The sequence below is a fragment of the Bacteroidota bacterium genome, assembly GCA_016706865.1.
Classification (GTDB): domain Bacteria; phylum Bacteroidota; class Bacteroidia; order Chitinophagales; family BACL12; genus UBA7236.
In genome coordinates this window covers 2,149,224-2,168,621 of the sequence record JADJIS010000003.1, presented here as the reverse complement: position 1 = coordinate 2,168,621, position 19,398 = coordinate 2,149,224, and the positions used below count along the sequence as shown (strand labels likewise).

Annotated in this window: 16 protein-coding genes and 5 tRNA genes; all 21 read left to right on the top strand. The window is 38.1% G+C overall.

Annotated elements, in window-relative coordinates:
* The first annotated feature begins 116 nt into the window (after positions 1–116).
* Positions 117–1,622: an amino acid permease gene (locus tag IPI31_18525; GenBank protein ID MBK7569816.1), complete on the top strand. Its 1,506-nt coding sequence runs from the start codon at positions 117–119 to the stop codon at positions 1,620–1,622.
* Between the two features lie 152 nt (positions 1,623–1,774).
* Complete coding sequence (locus tag IPI31_18520) at positions 1,775–2,746, top strand: helix-hairpin-helix domain-containing protein (GenBank protein ID MBK7569815.1); 972 nt, start codon at positions 1,775–1,777, stop codon at positions 2,744–2,746.
* Positions 2,743–3,273 (top strand): adenine phosphoribosyltransferase, encoded by a 531-nt coding sequence (locus tag IPI31_18515; GenBank protein ID MBK7569814.1) that lies wholly within the window; start codon positions 2,743–2,745, stop codon positions 3,271–3,273. The genes IPI31_18520 and IPI31_18515 overlap by 4 nt, the downstream gene beginning before the upstream one ends.
* 30 nt (positions 3,274–3,303) lie before the next feature.
* Positions 3,304–4,443, top strand: a complete 1,140-nt coding sequence (locus IPI31_18510; protein MBK7569813.1) for an acyl-CoA dehydrogenase family protein — start codon at positions 3,304–3,306, stop codon at positions 4,441–4,443.
* A gap of 75 nt (positions 4,444–4,518) precedes the next feature.
* Positions 4,519–4,716, top strand: coding sequence for a 30S ribosomal protein S21 (locus IPI31_18505; GenBank protein MBK7569812.1), 198 nt, complete (start codon positions 4,519–4,521; stop codon positions 4,714–4,716).
* Positions 4,717–4,777: 61 nt separating this feature from the next.
* Positions 4,778–5,683 (top strand): tyrosine-type recombinase/integrase, encoded by a 906-nt coding sequence (locus tag IPI31_18500; GenBank protein MBK7569811.1) that lies wholly within the window; start codon positions 4,778–4,780, stop codon positions 5,681–5,683.
* 37 nt (positions 5,684–5,720) lie between these two features.
* Positions 5,721–6,020, top strand: coding sequence for an HPF/RaiA family ribosome-associated protein (locus IPI31_18495; GenBank protein ID MBK7569810.1), 300 nt, complete (start codon positions 5,721–5,723; stop codon positions 6,018–6,020).
* 138 nt (positions 6,021–6,158) lie between these two features.
* A tRNA-Thr gene (locus IPI31_18490) sits at positions 6,159–6,234 on the top strand.
* 6 nt (positions 6,235–6,240) lie between these two features.
* A tRNA-Tyr gene (locus IPI31_18485) sits at positions 6,241–6,323 on the top strand.
* 123 nt (positions 6,324–6,446) lie between these two features.
* Positions 6,447–6,519, top strand: a tRNA-Gly gene (locus IPI31_18480).
* A gap of 104 nt (positions 6,520–6,623) precedes the next feature.
* Positions 6,624–6,696 (top strand) — tRNA-Thr (locus IPI31_18475).
* Positions 6,697–6,772: 76 nt separating this feature from the next.
* Complete coding sequence (gene tuf / locus IPI31_18470) at positions 6,773–7,960, top strand: elongation factor Tu (GenBank protein MBK7569809.1); 1,188 nt, start codon at positions 6,773–6,775, stop codon at positions 7,958–7,960.
* A 43-nt stretch (positions 7,961–8,003) separates the two neighbouring features.
* Positions 8,004–8,076 (top strand) — tRNA-Trp (locus tag IPI31_18465).
* 15 nt (positions 8,077–8,091) lie between these two features.
* Entirely contained in the window at positions 8,092–8,286 is a 195-nt protein-coding gene (gene secE, locus IPI31_18460; protein MBK7569808.1) for a preprotein translocase subunit SecE, read from the top strand.
* A 20-nt stretch (positions 8,287–8,306) separates the two neighbouring features.
* On the top strand, positions 8,307–8,855 hold the full coding sequence (gene nusG, locus IPI31_18455; protein ID MBK7569807.1) for a transcription termination/antitermination factor NusG: 549 nt from the start codon (positions 8,307–8,309) through the stop codon (positions 8,853–8,855).
* A gap of 1 nt (position 8,856) precedes the next feature.
* A complete protein-coding gene (rplK, locus tag IPI31_18450) occupies positions 8,857–9,303 on the top strand; it encodes a 50S ribosomal protein L11 (GenBank protein ID MBK7569806.1) in 447 nt (148 codons plus the stop codon).
* Between the two features lie 21 nt (positions 9,304–9,324).
* The gene (locus IPI31_18445; GenBank protein ID MBK7569805.1) at positions 9,325–10,023 is read left to right on the top strand and encodes a 50S ribosomal protein L1; all 699 of its coding nucleotides are present in this window, start codon (positions 9,325–9,327) and stop codon (positions 10,021–10,023) included.
* Positions 10,024–10,047: 24 nt separating this feature from the next.
* Positions 10,048–10,581, top strand: a complete 534-nt coding sequence (locus tag IPI31_18440) for a 50S ribosomal protein L10 (protein ID MBK7569804.1) — start codon at positions 10,048–10,050, stop codon at positions 10,579–10,581.
* A 44-nt stretch (positions 10,582–10,625) separates the two neighbouring features.
* Positions 10,626–11,009, top strand: coding sequence for a 50S ribosomal protein L7/L12 (rplL, locus tag IPI31_18435; protein ID MBK7569803.1), 384 nt, complete (start codon positions 10,626–10,628; stop codon positions 11,007–11,009).
* 110 nt (positions 11,010–11,119) lie between these two features.
* Positions 11,120–14,941: a DNA-directed RNA polymerase subunit beta gene (gene rpoB / locus IPI31_18430; protein MBK7569802.1), complete on the top strand. Its 3,822-nt coding sequence runs from the start codon at positions 11,120–11,122 to the stop codon at positions 14,939–14,941.
* 30 nt (positions 14,942–14,971) lie between these two features.
* Positions 14,972–19,297: a DNA-directed RNA polymerase subunit beta' gene (gene rpoC, locus IPI31_18425; GenBank protein ID MBK7569801.1), complete on the top strand. Its 4,326-nt coding sequence runs from the start codon at positions 14,972–14,974 to the stop codon at positions 19,295–19,297.
* Positions 19,298–19,398: the final 101 nt, after the last annotated feature.

Here is a 19,398-nt window from a genome sequence, read left to right as displayed (position 1 = left end):
TTAAAATCAATCTCAATTTTTTCATTGTAACACATGTATTTGCAGAGAAGAAAATTGTTTTTTAGGATAAATAATTTATGTTTGTAAGCTAAAATAATTTCACCCTAATTTTATTTATGGCTAATCCATTATTCAGAAAAAAATCATTGACAGGATTGTTAGCGGAGGCAGCGGATCCGCTTGATGATTCAACCACCTTAAAAAGATCACTTGGAAGATGGGCGCTTATAGCATTAGGTGTTGGTGCTATTATTGGCGCCGGATTATTTGTAAGAACTGCTGCAGCAGCTGCGAATAATGCCGGACCTGCTGTAACCTACGGATTTATAATTGCAGGAATTGGATGTGCCTTTGCGGGATTGTGCTACGCAGAATTTGCATCCATGGTCCCTATATCAGGAAGTGCTTACACCTATTCTTATACTACTATGGGCGAATTAGTTGCCTGGATAATTGGTTGGGATCTTGTTCTGGAATATGCGCTGGGTGCCGCTACAGTGGGTATTGCCTGGAGTGAATATTTAAATAAATTGCTTGGATATTTTGGTACCGAAATTCCCTATCAATGGTGCCATTCTCCCTTTAATTCCATGACTGCAGCAGACGGAAGTGTGGTTCACGGCATTATTAATTTGCCGGCAATTTTTATTATCACAGCATTAACCTGGTTATTGATCAGAGGGATGAAAGGTTCTTCTTTTGTAAATAGTTTGATCGTAATTACAAAAGTTGCAATTGTAATTTTATTTATTGTTTTTGGTTGGGGATTTATTAATCCGGAAAATCATGTTCCTTTTATTCCCGAAGCAACAAAATATGTTGACGATCAGGGAGTAACGCACAACTTCGGAGGATTGTTGGGAATTTTGGGAGCAGCCGGCGTTGTGTTTTTTGCCTTTATTGGTTTTGATGCAGTTTCAACTGCGGCGCAGGAGGCTAAAAATCCTAAAAAAGATATGCCATGGGGAATTTTAGGATCACTTGTAATTTGTACAATATTATATATTTTATTTTCCTACGTTTTAACAGGCGTTGCTTCTACCGAAGATTTTAGAACAAATGGAAAGGAGGCATCGGTCACCTATGCCATTCAAACATATATGGAAGGTTATTCCTGGCTTGGTAAATTGGTAACAGTGGCAATTCTTGCAGGATTTTCATCTGTAATTCTCGTAATGTTAATGGGGCAATCTCGTGTATTCTATTCTATGAGTCGCGATGGTTTGGTTCCGAAAATATTTTCCGACATTCATAAAAAACACAGAACTCCTTATAAATCAAATATTCTTTTTTGTGTATTTGTAGGACTTTTTGCTGCCTTTATCCCTGGTGATATTGTTGGTGATATGACAAGCATTGGAACTCTATTTGCATTTATATTAGTTTGCGCAGGTGTTTGGATGTTGAGAGTGAAAAATCCGGAAATTCCTCGCCAGTTCAAAACTCCATTTGTTCCGTTAGTGCCAATTTTAGGAATAATTGTTTGCACAGCAATGATCTATGGCCTCGGCTGGCCAAATTGGTTGCGTTTGGGAATTTGGATGTTGATAGGTGTTGTTATTTATTTTGCTTATGGCCGTCATCACAGCAAACTCAATCAAAAGGATGCTACGGAATCATAAGACCAACAATTATGGTATAAATAGTAAAGTAGACAAAAATTAAAAAAGTATAATTTTTTACTAATTTGTAAATTATATTTTTGTAATTATCTTTAATTATTGGATCAAATAATAACGGGGGTTATTTATTTACTGTTCAACAGAATACTGTGATGCGGAATATTAAAAAACTAACCCGGAATTATTTCATTTTTTCCAAAAAGGAAAGAAATGTAGCACTTTATCTCGCTTTGGCAATTGTATTAATTACCATTCTGCCGGCCTTTCAAAAACAATTTTTCAGCAATGCCGAATTAATTCAAAACGACTCCTTGCAAACACTTTTTGCAAGTGTGCAGGTAGAAGATAAAATGGAATTTGAATCCGGTTATGCCGACAGTTTTGAATACAAAAATCCCTACAAAAAATATAATTATAATCAATATTCTTATCCAACAAAAAAGGACTATCAAACAAATACGAAAAAAAATATTGAATTATTTGAATTTGATCCAAATGTAATTTCTGCAGATCAATGGATACAATTGGGAATTTCATCATGGATGGCTGAACGAATTTTGAATTATCGCAATAAAGGTGGAAAATTCAAAAAAAAGGAAGACCTTTTAAAAACGTATGGATTCAAACAGGAAGATTATGATAGGTTGGAAGCATTTATTTTAATTGATACTACAAATAACTATTCAAAAAACAATGTAATAAAAACGCCGTTTGTAATTTCAGATGCACAAGAATTAATTGAAGTTAATACTGCTCAAAAAGAACAATTTATGCAACTGGGATTTTCTGCTGATAATGCAATCAGAATAATAAAATTTCGCGAAACCGCTGGCGGTATTTATTCCATTGATCAACTGAACAGTGTTTTCGGAATCGATATGCAATCACTGGAAAATGCAAGAACATTTTTAACAGTTGACAAAAATCATATAATTAAAATTAATATCAACACCGTTTCATTTGAACAACTCGCAAATCATGTGTATATTTCGGATGAATTAGCACAGTCGATAATTGATTACAGAATTACAACAGGGAAATTTTACGCAATTACCGAATTAATGAAAGTAAAAGGAATGTATCCTTCCTTATTTGATAAATTGAAACCGTATTTGATATTATGAATATTGAACAAAAAATTAAAGACGCTATCCGCGATGTAGCAGATTTCCCTCAGGAAGGAGTTGTATTTAAAGATGTTACCCCTCTTTTGGCCGATCCGGTCCTTTCTAATGAGATAGTTGATGAAATGATAAGAAAAACTGCTCATTTGAAAATTGATGCCGTTGTTGCGATTGAAAGCCGCGGATTTTTATATGGATTTTTACTTGCCAATAAATTGAACGTTCCCTTTATTCCTGTACGCAAAAAGGGAAAATTACCAGGCGAAACTGTGGAATTTTCCTATGATCTTGAATATGGATCAGCAACCGTAGAGATACACAGCATGGATATAAAACGCGGATGGAATATTCTTGTGCACGACGATCTTCTCGCCACCGGCGGAACCGCTCATGCTGCCGCAGAACTCATCACAATGCAAAATGCACATGTAGCCGCTTTTGCTTTTGTAATCGAACTTTCCTTCTTTCACGGCATTAATAAATTGAAACCTTATTCCGATAATATTGTTTCATTGGCTACCTATTGATACTTTTACACTCTTTTTAATTTCAGGAATATGGAAATGGATGTTATAGATAATTTAGCAATGGTTACCGAATCTGCAAAAAACTTTGCAGATAAACATATTCGACCGAAAATGATGGAATGGGATGAATCTCAGCATTTTCCTGTAGAACTTTTTAAGCTCGCAGGAGAATTGGGTCTCATGGGTGTTCTTGTGCCGCATAAATACGGTGGGGCCGGACTTGGTTACAAGGAATATGTTAAGATAATTGATGAAATTTCGGCTGTTTGTGGCTCTATTGGCCTTTCCATAGCTGCACATAATTCATTGTGCACCGGTCATATTCTCACTTTCGGAAATGAAGATCAAAAATCTTTTTATCTCCCAAAACTGGCCTCCGGAGAGTGGATAGGCGCCTGGGGTTTAACGGAACCCAATACTGGTAGCGATGCCGGCAATATGCAGTGCACCGCTAAACAGGAAGGCGAAAATTGGGTTATAAACGGAACCAAATGTTGGATCACCCATGGTAAATCTTGTGATGTGATGGTGGTAATTGCCAGAACAGGTGCACCTCGAACTCCAAAAAATTGTACTGCCTTCATCGTTGAAAAAGGTGCTCCGGGATTCAGTGCCGGAAAAAAAGAAAATAAACTCGGCATGCGTGCCAGCGAAACCACTGAGGTGATCTTCGATAATTTTGTTATATCTGACGCTCAACGTATGGGTGAAGTGGGAGATGGGTTTCAACAAGCCATGAAAGTATTGGATGGTGGAAGAATTTCCATTGCGGCATTAAGCCTTGGAATTGCCAAGGGTGCATACAGAGCAGCATTAAATTACTCCAAAGAAAGATATCAGTTCGATCAGCCCATTTCCAGTTTTCAGGGAATTTCATTTAAGCTTGCCGATATGGCAACAAAAATTGAAGCTGCAGAATTGTTAACCATGAAAGCTGCCGATCTTAAAAACAGAGGCCAAAAAGTTACTACCGCCTCCGCTATGGCAAAATATTATGCATCGGAAGTGGCCGTGAGTGTTGCCAACGATGCTGTTCAGATATTTGGAGGATACGGATATACAAAAGATTTTCCTGTGGAAAAATTTTATCGCGACTCCAAATTGTGCACTATCGGCGAAGGAACTTCCGAGATCCAGAAGCTTGTAATAGCCCGTGAAGTGTTAAGGTAACTAAATCATTTTTTTCACGTATTAGGATTTTTAAATACATATGCATATTTTTGCAGTCCCAAAATAAAAAAAATAATGTTAATAATCGACGCAAGAGAAGTTGAATCAATAGACAAAGCGCTAAAGAATTACAAGAAAAAATTTGAAAAGGCTGGTATCGTTAAGGAATTACGCCGTAGACAAGCTTTTTCAAAGCCATCTATTGATCGCCGACAAGAGATAATCAAAGCACGCTACAAACAACAGTTTGTAACAGTTGCTAATCAGGGTTAATTCAAAACCCTTGTAATTTTGGTGTAACTGCCTGTTTTTAGGAACAAACTCAATTAATTTGATGCAAAAAGAGGGCTTTTACGCATATTTACAATTCGAAAAACGATATAGTCTCAATACCATTGAGGCCTATAGGAACGATATCTCACAGTTTTCCGCATTTTTATTGGAGCAATATCCCGGTTCAGATCCCGATCTCACTGATGTGCATCATAAACAGATCAGAACATGGATAGTTACGCTCATGAATGATAAGATGACCGCAAAAAGCGTTAATCGTAAAATATCCTCCCTCAAAACCTATTTTAAATACCTTTTGCGAACCGGTGCTGTTACCAAAAACCCGATGCTAAAGGTAGTTGCTCCTAAAACTCCAAAAAATCTTCCCCTTTTTGTTGAAAAGGGAAATATGGAAAATGTGTTCGATAATATTGATAACATTTATCCCGAAAACACAGAGGTGGAGAGATTTATAAAGATCCGGGACCTTCTTATTATCGAATTATTGTATTCCACCGGAATGCGGAGAACGGAATTGCTGAACCTTACTGATAATTCTTTCGACAGGTCTCAACGAAATGTAAAAGTACTTGGTAAAGGAAATAAAGAGCGTATCATTCCTATCAGTAAAGATCTGCTTCAATTAATAGACACCTATTTGAGCAGTCGTAATAAATTATTTTCAATCACTAAAACGTTCATCATTACAGAAACCGGCAAAAAGCCTTATCCAAAAATGATATATAATATAGTGAACAAGGTATTACAATTCGTAACCACTTTAACAAGAAAAAGCCCGCATGTTTTACGTCACACCTTTGCGACACATTTATCAAATAATGGAGCAGAGCTTAACGCGATAAAGGAATTGCTTGGTCATGCAAGTCTGGCATCCACGCAGGTTTACACCCACAACACCATCGACCAATTAAAAAACATACATCATCTTGCACACCCAAAAGGGTAAGTTGCAATTTTATATATACTAAAGAAAAATTAAGAATATGAAAGTGAAAGTACAATCGATTCATTTTGATGCAGATCAGAGATTATTAGACCTGATAGACCAAAAAATGGTTAAAATTGAAAAACTGGAGCCAAAAGCAACCGACCTACAGGTGTTTTTGCGTCTGGATGCCTCTAATGGTGGAATTCATGAAAAAGTTACGGAGATAAAAGTAAATCTTCCGGGAAAAATAATCTTTTCTAAGGAGCATAGCGGAAGCTTTGAAGAATCGTTCGAAGGTGCGCTGGATAACGTTTTGACGCAGATCAAAAAGCATAAAGAAAAGCAACGCGTATAAGCTGCAATAAAAAATCATTCCAATTTTTTTCAAAGTTTTACACATTCAATTAAAAAGCTTCGTATATTTGCACTCATTTTCCAATAATCAGGGGAAAATGGGGTTAAAATTCTTTGAAATTATTTTTTTGGTATAGTGGCCAATGTAGCTCAGTTGGTAGAGCTGCTGATTTGTAATCAGCAGGTCGGCGGTTCGAGTCCGTCCATTGGCTCCAGGCGGAGGGAAGATACCAGAGTGGCCAAATGGGGCAGACTGTAAATCTGCTGTCTTACGACTACGGTGGTTCGAATCCACCTCTTCCCACTAACCATCAGTTCTTTGAAACTGATAAAATACGCCGAATACTGTGTGTCGCTAGGGATTACTATCTCTAATCGCAACACTGTCTTCGTATTTTTATCAGCATGTATTAAATTATTATTAAAAGCGGGAGTAGCTCAGTTGGTAGAGCGTCAGCCTTCCAAGCTGAAAGTCGCGGGTTCGAGTCTCGTCTCCCGCTCAAACCAATTGTGGACTGCAAATCAGTTTTCGATCCAGGTCGAAAATGGGATCAGCAGGCTTTTGATATCAAATGAAAATTATTTTTCAGCAGATATCAATACCGCCGATGTAGCTCAGTTGGTAGAGCGCATCCATGGTAAGGATGAGGTCACCAGTTCGAACCTGGTCATTGGCTCAAATAATAGTAAAGCATAACAAACAGATTATTTTAAAAACTAAATAATAATACACCTAAATTAAATTTTATAAAAATGGCTAAAGAAACATTTGATCGTAGCAAACCACACGTGAATATCGGAACAATCGGTCACGTAGATCATGGTAAAACCACTCTTACTTCAGCAATCACGTATGTACTTTCTGAGAAAGGACTTGCAACGAAGAAAGATTATGATTCTATCGATGCTGCACCTGAAGAAAAAGAAAGAGGTATTACCATTAATACCGCACACGTTGAATACCAAACAGAAACGCGTCACTATGCACACGTTGACTGTCCTGGTCACGCCGACTATGTAAAAAACATGGTTACAGGTGCTGCTCAAATGGATGGTGCTATTCTAGTAGTTGCTGCAACTGATGGTCCTATGCCTCAAACACGTGAACACATTCTTCTTGCTCGTCAGGTAGGTGTTCCTGAAATTGTTGTTTTCATGAATAAGGTTGACCTTGTTGATGATCCGGAATTATTGGAACTTGTGGAAATGGAAATTCGTGATCTTTTAAGTTTTTACGGATTTAAAGGTGATTCAATTTCTATTATCAAAGGTTCTGCTACAAAAGCGTTAGAAGGTGATGCTGCTTCAAAACAAGCTATCCTTGATCTAATGGCTGCAGTGGATAAAGATATTCCAATTCCTCCAAGATTAGTTGATCTTCCATTCCTTATGCCAGTTGAAGACGTTTTCTCGATCACAGGTCGTGGAACAGTAGCAACCGGTCGTATCGAAAGAGGTATCATCAACTCAGGTGAATCAGTGGATATCATCGGATTAACAGCAGAATCATTGAAATCTACCGTAACAGGTGTTGAGATGTTCCGCAAGATCCTTGATCGCGGTGAAGCTGGTGATAATGCAGGTTTATTATTACGCGGTATTGAAAAAGACCAACTGCGTCGCGGTATGGTTATTTGCAAACCGGGTTCTGTAACTCCGCACACTGAATTCAAATGCGAAACTTACGTTTTGAAAAAAGAAGAAGGTGGACGTCACACTCCATTCTTTAATAAATATCGCCCTCAATTCTATTTCCGTACAACTGACGTTACAGGTGAGATCACTTTACCGGAAGGAGTGGAAATGGTTATGCCAGGTGATAATATCACAATGACAGTTAAACTCATTTATCCGATCGCTATGGAAAAAAATCTTCGTTTCGCAATTCGCGAAGGCGGTAGAACCGTAGGTGCAGGTCAGGTAACTGAAATTTTAAAATAATAAAATTGGAAAATCCGCCCGGAAAAGCGGATTTTCCGCCCATACGGGTGTAGCTCAATTGGTAGAGTGGCGGTCTCCAAAACCGTAGGCTGGGAGTTCGAGCCTCTCCACCCGTGCAATAAAAATGAAAAATGAATAAGCTAAAAGCATTTATAAGCGAAGCATATCAGGAACTGAGGTTCAAAGTAAGTTGGCCAACATGGCAAGAACTTCAGGCAAGTACGCAATTGGTGCTTGTTACTTTTCTGATTTTGTCGATAGTAGTTTTTTTTATGGATTTTTCCTCTAAAGAATTGCTCGACTTATATTATGGATTGTTCAATTAACCACTTAATCGCGTAACTGTATGTCAGAGGATAAAAAATGGTATGTATTAAGGGTGATTAGTGGTAAGGAACGCAAGTTGAAAGACTATATCGATCAGCAACTTAAGCGATTAAGTTATGATCATGTGGTTTCACAAATTGTGGTTCCTACGGAGAAGATATACAAGATCAAAAATGGCAAAAAGGTAATTCATGAAAAAAACTCTTTGCCGGGTTATATCCTGATTGAAGCTACAGAAGGTAAAATGACACATGATATTATTCAAACCGTTACAAATGTTACGGGTGTTATTCACTTTTTGGGAAAAGAAAATCCAATTGCACTCAGAAGAAATGAAGTGAACAGGATCTTAGGTAAGATCGACGAAATGAGTGAAGAAGGAAAAGCAATGAACGAACCGTTTATTATAGGTGAAACGGTGAAAATTGTTGACGGACCTTTCAACGAATTCCTTGGTAATGTTGATGAAGTGCACGAGGATAAGAAAAAAGTAAAAGTTATTGTTAAAATATTTGGTAGAAAAACACCTGTGGAACTAAATTTTGCACAGGTAGAAAAAGTAAGCTGATATGGCGAAAGAAATTCAAACGTATGTAAAACTGCAGGTTAAAGGAGGACAGGCGAACCCTGCCCCACCAATCGGTCCTGCTTTAGGTTCTAAAGGAATCAATATCATGGAGTTCTGCAAACAATTCAATGCAAGAACTCAAGATAGAATGGGTAAGGTATTACCGGTAGTGATCACAGTGTATAAAGATAAATCTTTCGAGTTTATCATTAAAACACCTCCTGCTGCTATCCTTATTCTGGAAGCCACTAAAAAACAAAAAGGCTCCGCTGAACCAAACCGCAATAAAGTAGGAACAATTTCCTGGGATCAGGTGCAAACCATCGCAGCTGAAAAAATGCCGGATCTTAATTGTTTTACAATCGACAGTGCTATGAAAATGATAGCAGGAACTGCCCGCAGTATGGGTATAAATGTTACAGGACAGGCACCCTGGATGAATAATTAGTCAACTAAAAAAATATAAGAAGTGAAACTTACAAAGAACAGAAAAAAGGTTCAGGCATTAGTTGACTCCAACAAACTATATTCGTTGAAGGAAGCTGCTGAACTTGTAAAAAAAGCAACAACCTGCAAGTTCAATGCATCAGTAGACCTGCATGTGAGATTGGGAATCGATCCTCGTAAAGCCGATCAGGCGATAAGAGGAACAACCGCCCTTCCTCATGGAACCGGTAGAGATAAAAAGGTACTTGTATTGTGTACTCCGGATAAAGAGGACGAAGCTAGAAAAGCAGGAGCCGATTACGTTGGACTCGATGAATATGTAGATAAAATTTCTGCAGGTTGGATCGATATGGATGTAGTTATTGCAACTCCTTCCGTAATGCCAAAGATCGCGAAATTAGGACGTGTATTAGGACCAAGAAACTTAATGCCTAACCCAAAAGTAGGAACTGTAACCAATGATGTTGGAATCGCTATTACCGAGGTTAAAAAAGGTAAAGTTGCCTTCAAAGTTGATAAATACGGAATCATCCACTCCTCTATAGGAAGAATTTCTTTCGACGTTAGTCAGATAGCTGAGAACAGTGAAGAACTGATCAAAGCTCTGGCAAAATTGAAACCTTCTTCTGCAAAAGGAGCATATTTCAGAAGCATTACAATGGCTAGTACTATGAGTCCCGGTATTTCCATTGACCCGAAAACAGTATTAGATATTCATTAATTCTATCATCGTAATTTATACAAGATGAACAAAGAACAAAAATCAGCCGTAATTGAGGACCTTAAGGAAAAGGTATCAAAATATGATAACTTTTATCTTACAGATGCATCCACATTAAACGTGGCTGATGTAAATAAACTGAGAAGATTATGCTTCGAAAGAGGTGTAAAATACGAAGTGGTTAAAAATACTTTACTCCGCAAAGCTTTTGAAGCTCATGGAGATAAATATGAAAAACTATTCGAACTCTTGCATGGCGAAACTTCTGTAATGTTCAGCGAATCATCCAATGAACCCGCTAAACTTATCAGCAAATTCCGCAAAGACAATGCGAAAGAAAAACCACTTTTAAAAGGTGCTTATGTTGGCGCAGATGTATTCATTGGCGATGACACACTCGAATCACTGATCAACCTTAAGAGCAAAGAAGAACTTATTGGCGAGATCATCGGTTTATTACAATCTCCGGCTAAAAATGTTATTTCTGCCCTATTATCAGGTGAGAAAAAACTTGCAGGTATCGTTAAAACACTCTCTGAAAGAGAAGACAAATCATAAATAATTAATTAACAATTTTTCTAAATCAATAAAAACTTAAATCAATGGCTGAATTAAAAGAATTTGCAGAAAAGTTAGTAAGCTTAACTGTAAAAGAGGTTAATGAACTGGCAAAAATTCTTAAAGATGAATATGGTATCGAACCAGCTGCTGCTGCTGCCGTAATGGTTGCAGGTGGTGGTGGAGCCGGTGCCGGTGCTGATGCTGTAGCAGAAAAAACTGCTTTCGACGTAATTCTTAAAAATGCAGGTGCTGCTAAATTATCCGTAGTGAAAATCGTAAAAGATCTAACTGGTCTTGGCTTGAAAGAAGCTAAAGATCTAGTAGATGCTGCTCCGAAGCCGGTTAAAGAAGGCGTAGATAAAGCAACTGCTGATGATATCGCTAAGCAGCTTCAAGAAGCTGGTGCTGAAGTAGAGATTAAATAATCTTTGCAAAAGTTCGTTCCGATTCAATTCGGAAAATTTAAAATAGACTAATCCGCCGTACAGGTGGATAGTCTTTTACTTATTTAGTGTTATCAAAGCTTTGATATTGTATGCCAAAATCTACTGCAATTACCAGAAAACCTGAAAGGGTAAATTTCGGAAAAATAAAAAGAGCAGGTACTTATCCAGACCTATTAGACATACAAGTAAAATCGTTCAAAGACTTTTTTCAGCTGGAGACAACTTCTGAAAACAGAAGGTCTGAAGGCCTGTACCGGGTGTTTACTGAAAACTTCCCGATCACAGATGCCCGCAGTATTTTCGTGCTGGAATTTCTTGACTATTTTATAGATCCTCCAAGGTATTCTATGGAGGAATGTATGGAACGTGGTCTTACTTATAGCGTACCGCTTAAAGCAAAACTCCGCCTTTCCTGTAACGATGAAGAACATATCGATTTTCAGACAATTGTACAGGATGTATTCTTAGGAAACATCCCTTACATGACTCCGAAAGGAACCTTTATTATTAATGGTGCCGAACGTATCGTTGTTTCTCAGTTACACAGATCTCCGGGTGTATTTTTCGGACAATCCATCCATCCAAACGGAACGAAAATATTTTCGGCCCGCGTAATTCCTTTTAAAGGAGCCTGGATGGAATTTGCTACCGATATTAATAACGTAATGTATGCGTATATCGACCGTAAGAAGAAATTCCCGGTTACTACATTATTACGTGCCATCGGATACGATTCTGATAAAGACATATTGGAACTTTTCGGCCTCGCTGAAGAAGTAAAGGCTGACGAGAAAACGCTCCGCAAACACATCGGAAGAAAACTAGCTGCCCGTGTTCTTAAAACATGGCGCGAAGATTTCGTGGATGAAGATACAGGAGAAGTTGTTTCCATCGAACGTAACGAAGTTATCCTGGAAAGAGATACTGAACTCAGCGCAGATAATATCCCGCAGATATTGGAAACTGCAGTTCCTAAAGTAATTCTTACCCGCGATGATGTTACTGTAGATTACGGGATCATCCTCAATACTTTACAAAAAGACGTTTCTAACTCTGAGTTGGAAGCCGTTCAACATATTTATCGCCAATTGCGTGGTGCAGAACCACCAGATGATGAAACAGCTCGCGGTATTATCGAAAAATTATTCTTTTCCGATAAACGCTACGATCTTGGGGAAGTTGGTAGATATAAGATCAATCAGAAATTAAATCACCACCATATTCCTGTTGAGACCAAGGTTTTAACAAAAGATGATATCATTGCAATCATCCGTTATTTGGTGGAACTTTCGAATAATAAAGCGGAAGTTGATGATATCGATCACTTGAGCAACAGAAGAGTTCGTACAGTTGGTGAACAATTGTATGCGCAGTTTGGTGTTGGTCTTGCGAGAATGGCAAGAACAATTCGTGAGCGTATGAATGTGCGTGATAACGAAGTGTTCACCCCTATCGAATTGATCAATGCAAGAACTTTGTCTTCTGTTATCAACTCTTTCTTTGGAACAAGTCAGCTGAGCCAGTTTTTGGATCAGGTGAATCCATTGGCGGAGATAACGCACAAACGTCGTATTTCCGCGCTCGGACCAGGTGGTTTGAGTCGTGAACGCGCCGGATTTGAGGTTCGTGACGTGCATTATAGCCATTATGGCCGTTTGTGTACCATCGAAACCCCGGAAGGACCAAACATCGGTTTGATCTCTACATTGTGTGTTCATGCTAAGATCAACAGAATGGGCTTTATCGAAACTCCTTACCGCAAGGTTGAAAATGGAAGAGTAGACATAAAAGGTGAAATATCCTATATGAATGCCGACGATGAAGATCATTTTGTAATTGCTCAGGCAAACGTTCCTCTTGATGAAAAAGGAAATTTCCTGATCAATAAAATAAAAGGCCGCGAACAAGGTGAATTCCTCGAATTTGAACCGGAAAAAGTTCAGTTCATGGATGTTGCACCTAATCAGATCGTTGGTGTTTCTGCATCTTTAATTCCTTTCCTTGAACACGATGATGCCAACCGTGCATTGATGGGTTCAAACATGCAACGTCAGGCTGTGCCGCTTATCAAGCCACAATCACCTGTAGTTGGTACCGGTTTGGAAGAAAAAGTTGCATCCGATTCAAAAATGCTCGTAAATGCTGAAGGAAACGGTGTTGTAGAATATGTAGATGCAAATGAGATCATCATCCGCTACGATAAAGGCGAAAATGATCAATTGGTAAGTTTTGAAGATAATCGCCGTGTTTATAAACTGCGTAAATTCAAAAAAACTAACCAGAGTACTTGTATCAATTTGCGTCCAATTGTTGTGAAAGGACAAAGAGTTTCTGAAGGAGAAGTTTTATGCGAAGGATACGGAACAGAAGGTGGCGAACTGGCACTTGGAACTAACCTTAAAGTGGCATTCATGCCGTGGAAAGGATACAATTTCGAGGATGCTATCGTAATTTCTGAACGTGTTGTGCGCGAAGACTTATTTACTTCTATTCAGATTGAAGAATTTGAATTGGAAGTGCGCGATACAAAATTGGGTGAAGAAGAATTAACTTCTGATATTCCAAACGTTTCGGAAGAAGCAACTAAAGATCTCGATGCAAATGGTGTTATCCGTTTAGGTGCGCATGTAAAAGAAGGAGATATATTAATTGGAAAAATTACTCCGAAAGGAGAAACTGATCCTACTCCGGAAGAAAAATTATTGCGCGCGATCTTCGGTGATAAAGCAGGTGATGTTAAAGATGCATCTCTAAAAGTTCCGCCATCAATTGAAGGAACTGTTATTGATAAAAAACTTTTCGCAAGAGCTAAAAAAGATAAGAACGCGAAGGCAAGAGAAAAAATAGCGCTTGAAAAATTAGAAAAGGAACATTCACGTGCATTGGACGAATTAAGGACAATATTGATCGATAAATTATCAACCATCCTTAAAGAGAAAAAATCAGCAGGTGTAAAAACAGCATACAGAGAAGAATTAATTCCGGCAAAAACTAAATTCAATGTTAAGATCTTAGAAGGAATTAGTTACGATAGTATTGATCCGTACAACTGGACAGGTGAAGCTGAAACAGATGATATGGTTCGTATGACCTTGCACAATTTCGGAATTAAAGTGAACGAAGAATTAGGTCGTTACAAACGCGAGAAATTTAATATCAGCGTTGGTGATGAACTACCTACCGGAGTTATCAAACTTGCAAAAGTATTTATTGCAAACAAACGTAAATTACGTGTTGGTGATAAATTAGCAGGTCGTCATGGTAATAAAGGTATCGTAGCAAGAATTGTTCGTCATGAAGATATGCCTTTCCTGGAAGATGGAACACCGGTAGATATCGTATTGAATCCGCTTGGTGTACCTTCACGTATGAATTTAGGGCAGATCTACGAAACCGTTTTAGGTTGGGCAGGTATTAAACTCGGCGTTAAATTCGCCACCCCGATCTTTGATGGTGCAAGTTTAAATGAAATTGAGAGCTATATCAAAAAGGCAGAATTACCTGAATTAGGTAGTACTTATCTTCACGATGGTGAAACAGGAGTGCGTTTCCATCAAAAAGCCACGGTTGGTGTTATCTATATGATAAAACTTAATCACATGGTTGATGATAAAATGCATGCTCGTTCTATCGGACCATATTCACTTATTACACAACAACCACTGGGCGGTAAAGCACAGTTCGGAGGTCAGCGTTTTGGTGAGATGGAGGTTTGGGCATTGGAAGCTTACGGTGCATCTACAATTTTACAGGAATTACTTACTGTGAAATCAGATGATATCGTTGGACGTGCAAAAACTTATGAGTCTATCGTTAAAGGAGAAAATATGCCAACACCGTCAATTCCGGAATCATTCAATGTATTGGTTCATGAATTACGCGGATTAGCACTTGATCTTAAATTTGAATAATATTATTTCATAGTTAAATACAATCAGCATATGCCTTTCAAAAAGGATATAAAGATCAAACCAGATTTCACAAGGATCAGTATAGGACTGGCTTCCCCGGATTCCATTCTCGAAAGATCTTTCGGTGAGGTATTGAAACCTGAAACAATAAATTACAGAACTTATAAACCTGAACGTGACGGTTTATTCTGCGAACGCATTTTTGGTCCTATAAAGGATTACGAATGTTATTGCGGAAAATACAAGCGTATCAGATATAAGGGCATAGTTTGCGACAGATGCGGTGTTGAAGTTACTGAAAAGAAAGTGCGTCGCGAGCGTATGGGACATATCAAATTGGTTGTTCCTGTAGTGCATATCTGGTATTTTAAATCATTGCCGAATAAGATCGGTTATTTGTTGGGTATGAGCTCTAAGAAATTGGAGTCTATCGTGTACTACGAACGTTTTTGCGTGATACAGCCCGGCCCGATGGCAGAAGGCGTGATGATAAATGGTGAATTAAAAAGTTATAAAGTTCACGACCTCATCACTGAGGAAGAATATCTTGAGGTATTGGAAACATTACCAAAAGAAAATCAAATGCTGGATGATAATGATCCGAATAAGTTTCTTGCGGATATGGGAGCACCATCTGTGTTCACTATGTTATCACGCATAAACCTTGATGATCTTTCAGCAGCTTTACGTCACCAGGCAAACACAGAAACATCTCAACAAAGAAAAGCAGAAGCGTTAAAGCGTTTGAGTGTTGTAGAAATGTTCCGTGAAGCAGTTGGTCGCTACGAAAATCGCCCTGAATGGATGGTTGTTCAATATTTACCTGTAATACCTCCTGAATTACGTCCTTTGGTTCCATTGGATGGTGGTCGTTTTGCGAGTTCCGATTTGAATGATCTTTATCGTAGGGTTATTATCCGTAATAATCGTTTAAAGAGATTAATAGAGATCAAGGCACCTGAGGTTATCCTTCGCAACGAAAAAAGGATGTTGCAGGAAGCTGTTGACTCTTTATTTGATAATTCACGTAAATCAAATGCTGTTAAAGCAGAAGGTGGACGTGCATTAAAATCTTTGAGTGATGTTTTAAAAGGTAAACAAGGTCGTTTCCGCCAGAATTTATTAGGTAAACGTGTGGATTATTCCGGACGTTCCGTAATTGTGGTAGGACCAGAATTAAAATTACATGAGTGCGGTCTTCCAAAAGACATGGCTTCTGAGTTATTTAAACCATTTATTATCCGCAAATTAATTGAACGCGGAATTGTAAAAACGGTAAAATCAGCAAAGAAACTTGTTGACAGAAAAGAACCTGTAATTTGGGATATTCTTGAAAATATTTTGAAAGGACATCCTATCATGCTTAACCGTGCACCAACATTGCATAGACTTTCAATTCAGGCATTCCAGCCAAAATTAATTGAAGGAAAAGCAATTCAGTTACACCCTCTTGTATGTTCTGCATTCAACGCCGATTTTGACGGGGATCAAATGGCCGTACACGTACCATTGAGCAATGCATCTATTTTAGAAGCGCAATTGTTGATGTTATCTGCACATAATATCCTTAACCCGCAAAATGGTAATCCGATAACAGTTCCTTCTCAGGACATGGTGTTAGGATTATATTATACATCTAAAGGAAAGAAAAGTACTAAAGATGATCTTGTAAAAGGGGATGGAAAAATATTCTATTCTGCAGAAGAAGTTATCATTGCATACAACGAAGGAAAAGTAGAATTACATGCTAATATTAAATGTAAGGTTACTGTTCTTGATGAAAATGAAAAACTTGTTACTAAATTATTAGATACTACAGTAGGAAGAGTTTTATTTAATGAAGTTGTTCCTGCAGAATTAGGATTTATTAATGCAATACTTTCTAAAAAAGCAATTGCAAAAGTAATTGGTGAAGTAATTCGCAGAACAGATGTTCCGAGAACTGCAAAGTTTTTGGATGATATTAAAGATCTTGGTTTCCGTTCCGCATTTACCGGTGGATTATCTTTCAACCTGAGCGATCTTGTTGAAGTGGAAAATAAGGAAAAATTAGTTGCTGCAGCACAGGCTGAAGTGGATGAAGTTATTTCCAACCACATGTATGGTGTAATTACACAAAATGAACGTTACAATCAGATCATCGATATCTGGTCAAGATTAAATACGCGTTTGACAGGTGATTTAATTACCAGTCTTACAAATGATAAAAAAGGATTCAACTCTGTGTTCATGATGTTGGATTCGGGAGCAAGGGGTTCTAAGGAGCAAATTCGTCAACTTGCAGCAATGCGTGGTTTGATGGCCAAACCGAGAAAATCCAGTGCTTCAGGAGAGGGTGGAATCATCGAAAATCCAATCCTTTCAAACTTGAAAAGCGGATTAAGTGTATTGGAATATTTTATTTCCACTCACGGTGCGCGTAAAGGTTTGGCGGATACAGCTTTGAAAACGGCCGATGCGGGTTATTTAACACGTCGTTTGGTTGACGTTGCGCAGGATGTTGTTATTAATGAGGATGATTGCCAAACATTAAGAGGTATTTCTATCAGTGCATTAAAAGACAATGAGGATATAGTAGAACCATTAAGTGAACGTATAATCGGAAGAACAAGTCTTCATGATGTATATGATCCACTTACTGATGAACTTATTGTAAATGCAGGTGATTTAATATCTGAAAGAATTGCAAATAAAATTGATGAAACTGCCATTGAAGAAGTGGAGATCAGATCAGTTTTAACTTGCGAATCTAAAAAAGGTGTTTGTATTAAATGTTACGGAACCAACCTTGCAAATAATCGCGTAGCTCAAACAGGAGATGTTGTGGGAATTATTGCCGCACAATCCATCGGTGAGCCGGGAACACAATTAACACTTCGTACATTCCACGTGGGTGGTGTTGCGGGAAGTGTTGATACAGAATCCAAACTCGTTGCAAAATTTGATGGTAAATTAGAATTCGACGGATTGCGTTTTGTTGATACTAAAAACGATGAAGGTAAAAAAGTAAGAATTGTTATCGGACGTACTGGTGAAGTGAAAATTATTGAACCTAAAACAGGTAAATTAATGATCACGAACAACGTTCCTTACGGTTCTATTTTAACCGCGGTTGATGGACAGGATCTTAAAAAAGGTGATGTAATTTGTTCATGGGATCCGTTTAACGCAGTTATCGTTTCTGAATTCGGTGGATTTGTTGAATATGAAAATATCATTGAAGGTATAACTTACCGCGAAGAAAGTGATGAGCAAACAGGTCACCGTGAAAAGGTAATTTCTGAATCCAGAGATAAAACTAAAATTCCTACGCTTATCATTAAAGATAAAAAAGGTGTAGAGATCAAGAATTATAACTTACCGGTTGGATCACATATTGTTGTGGAACAAAAGGAAGAAGTTAAATCAGGACAAACTATTGCGAAGATTCCAAGAGCACTTGGTAAAGTAAGAGATATCACGGGAGGTCTTCCACGTGTTACCGAATTATTCGAAGCGCGTAACCCATCAAATCCTGCGGTTGTTGCAGAGATAGACGGTGTTGTTAGTTTCGGTAAGATCAAACGCGGTAACCGTGAAATTGAGATCGAAAGCCGCGATGGTGAACGCAAAAAATATCTGGTTCCATTATCCAAACAAATTCTTGTTCAGGAGAATGACTATGTATATGCAGGTTTACCATTGAGCGACGGTGCAATTACACCTTCTGATATTCTTGCAATTAAAGGACCTTATGCAGTTCAGGAATATATCGTGAATGAAATTCAGGAAGTATATCGTTTGCAGGGTGTTAAGATCAACGATAAACATATTGAAGTTATCGTGCGTCAGATGATGAGGAAAATGACAATTACCGATGCCGGTGATACAAGATTCCTTGAAGATGCGAATGTAGATAAACTGGATTTCTTAGATGAAAATGATAAGATCTTTGATAAAAAAGTAATTACTGATGCAGGCGATTCTACAAAATTGAAAGCCGGAGCAATTGTTACTTTACGTCAATTAAGAGAAGAAAATTCACAATTAAAACGCGCAGATAAAAAACCAATTGAATACCGCGATGCAGTTTCTGCCACAGCAACACCATTGTTGTTGGGTATAACTCGCGCATCACTCGGAACACAAAGTTGGATATCTGCAGCATCGTTCCAGGAAACAACAAAAGTGTTGAGCACAGCTTCTATTTCAGCGAAAACAGATTATCTGATGGGCTTGAAAGAGAATGTAATTGTAGGACATCAAATTCCTGCAGGAACAGGTCAGCGTAGATTCCATAACCTCATAGTTGGCAACAAAGATGAAGTGGATGAATTAGCGGCGAAACGCAAGGTGAAAACTTTAGAAGTAGAATAAACCAATTATTCAAAATAAAAACCCGGAAGTTGATTCCGGGTTTTTTTATGTCAGGTGGAGAAATGTACCGATGTGAAAATGTACCGATGTACCAATTAACA

What these genes read in the sequence shown, in the direction of transcription:
- IPI31_18525 (MBK7569816.1), top strand. Translation starts at nt 117, where the DNA reads ATGGCTAATCCATTATTCAGAAAAAAATCATTGACAGGATTGTTAGCG.
- IPI31_18520 (MBK7569815.1), top strand. Translation starts at nt 1,775, where the DNA reads ATGCGGAATATTAAAAAACTAACCCGGAATTATTTCATTTTTTCCAAA.
- IPI31_18515 (MBK7569814.1), top strand. Translation starts at nt 2,743, where the DNA reads ATGAATATTGAACAAAAAATTAAAGACGCTATCCGCGATGTAGCAGAT.
- IPI31_18510 (MBK7569813.1), top strand. Translation starts at nt 3,304, where the DNA reads ATGGAAATGGATGTTATAGATAATTTAGCAATGGTTACCGAATCTGCA.
- IPI31_18505 (MBK7569812.1), top strand. Translation starts at nt 4,519, where the DNA reads ATGTTAATAATCGACGCAAGAGAAGTTGAATCAATAGACAAAGCGCTA.
- IPI31_18500 (MBK7569811.1), top strand. Translation starts at nt 4,778, where the DNA reads ATGCAAAAAGAGGGCTTTTACGCATATTTACAATTCGAAAAACGATAT.
- IPI31_18495 (MBK7569810.1), top strand. Translation starts at nt 5,721, where the DNA reads ATGAAAGTGAAAGTACAATCGATTCATTTTGATGCAGATCAGAGATTA.
- tuf (MBK7569809.1), top strand. Translation starts at nt 6,773, where the DNA reads ATGGCTAAAGAAACATTTGATCGTAGCAAACCACACGTGAATATCGGA.
- secE (MBK7569808.1), top strand. Translation starts at nt 8,092, where the DNA reads ATGAATAAGCTAAAAGCATTTATAAGCGAAGCATATCAGGAACTGAGG.
- nusG (MBK7569807.1), top strand. Translation starts at nt 8,307, where the DNA reads ATGTCAGAGGATAAAAAATGGTATGTATTAAGGGTGATTAGTGGTAAG.
- rplK (MBK7569806.1), top strand. Translation starts at nt 8,857, where the DNA reads ATGGCGAAAGAAATTCAAACGTATGTAAAACTGCAGGTTAAAGGAGGA.
- IPI31_18440 (MBK7569804.1), top strand. Translation starts at nt 10,048, where the DNA reads ATGAACAAAGAACAAAAATCAGCCGTAATTGAGGACCTTAAGGAAAAG.
- rplL (MBK7569803.1), top strand. Translation starts at nt 10,626, where the DNA reads ATGGCTGAATTAAAAGAATTTGCAGAAAAGTTAGTAAGCTTAACTGTA.
- rpoB (MBK7569802.1), top strand. Translation starts at nt 11,120, where the DNA reads ATGCCAAAATCTACTGCAATTACCAGAAAACCTGAAAGGGTAAATTTC.
- rpoC (MBK7569801.1), top strand. Translation starts at nt 14,972, where the DNA reads ATGCCTTTCAAAAAGGATATAAAGATCAAACCAGATTTCACAAGGATC.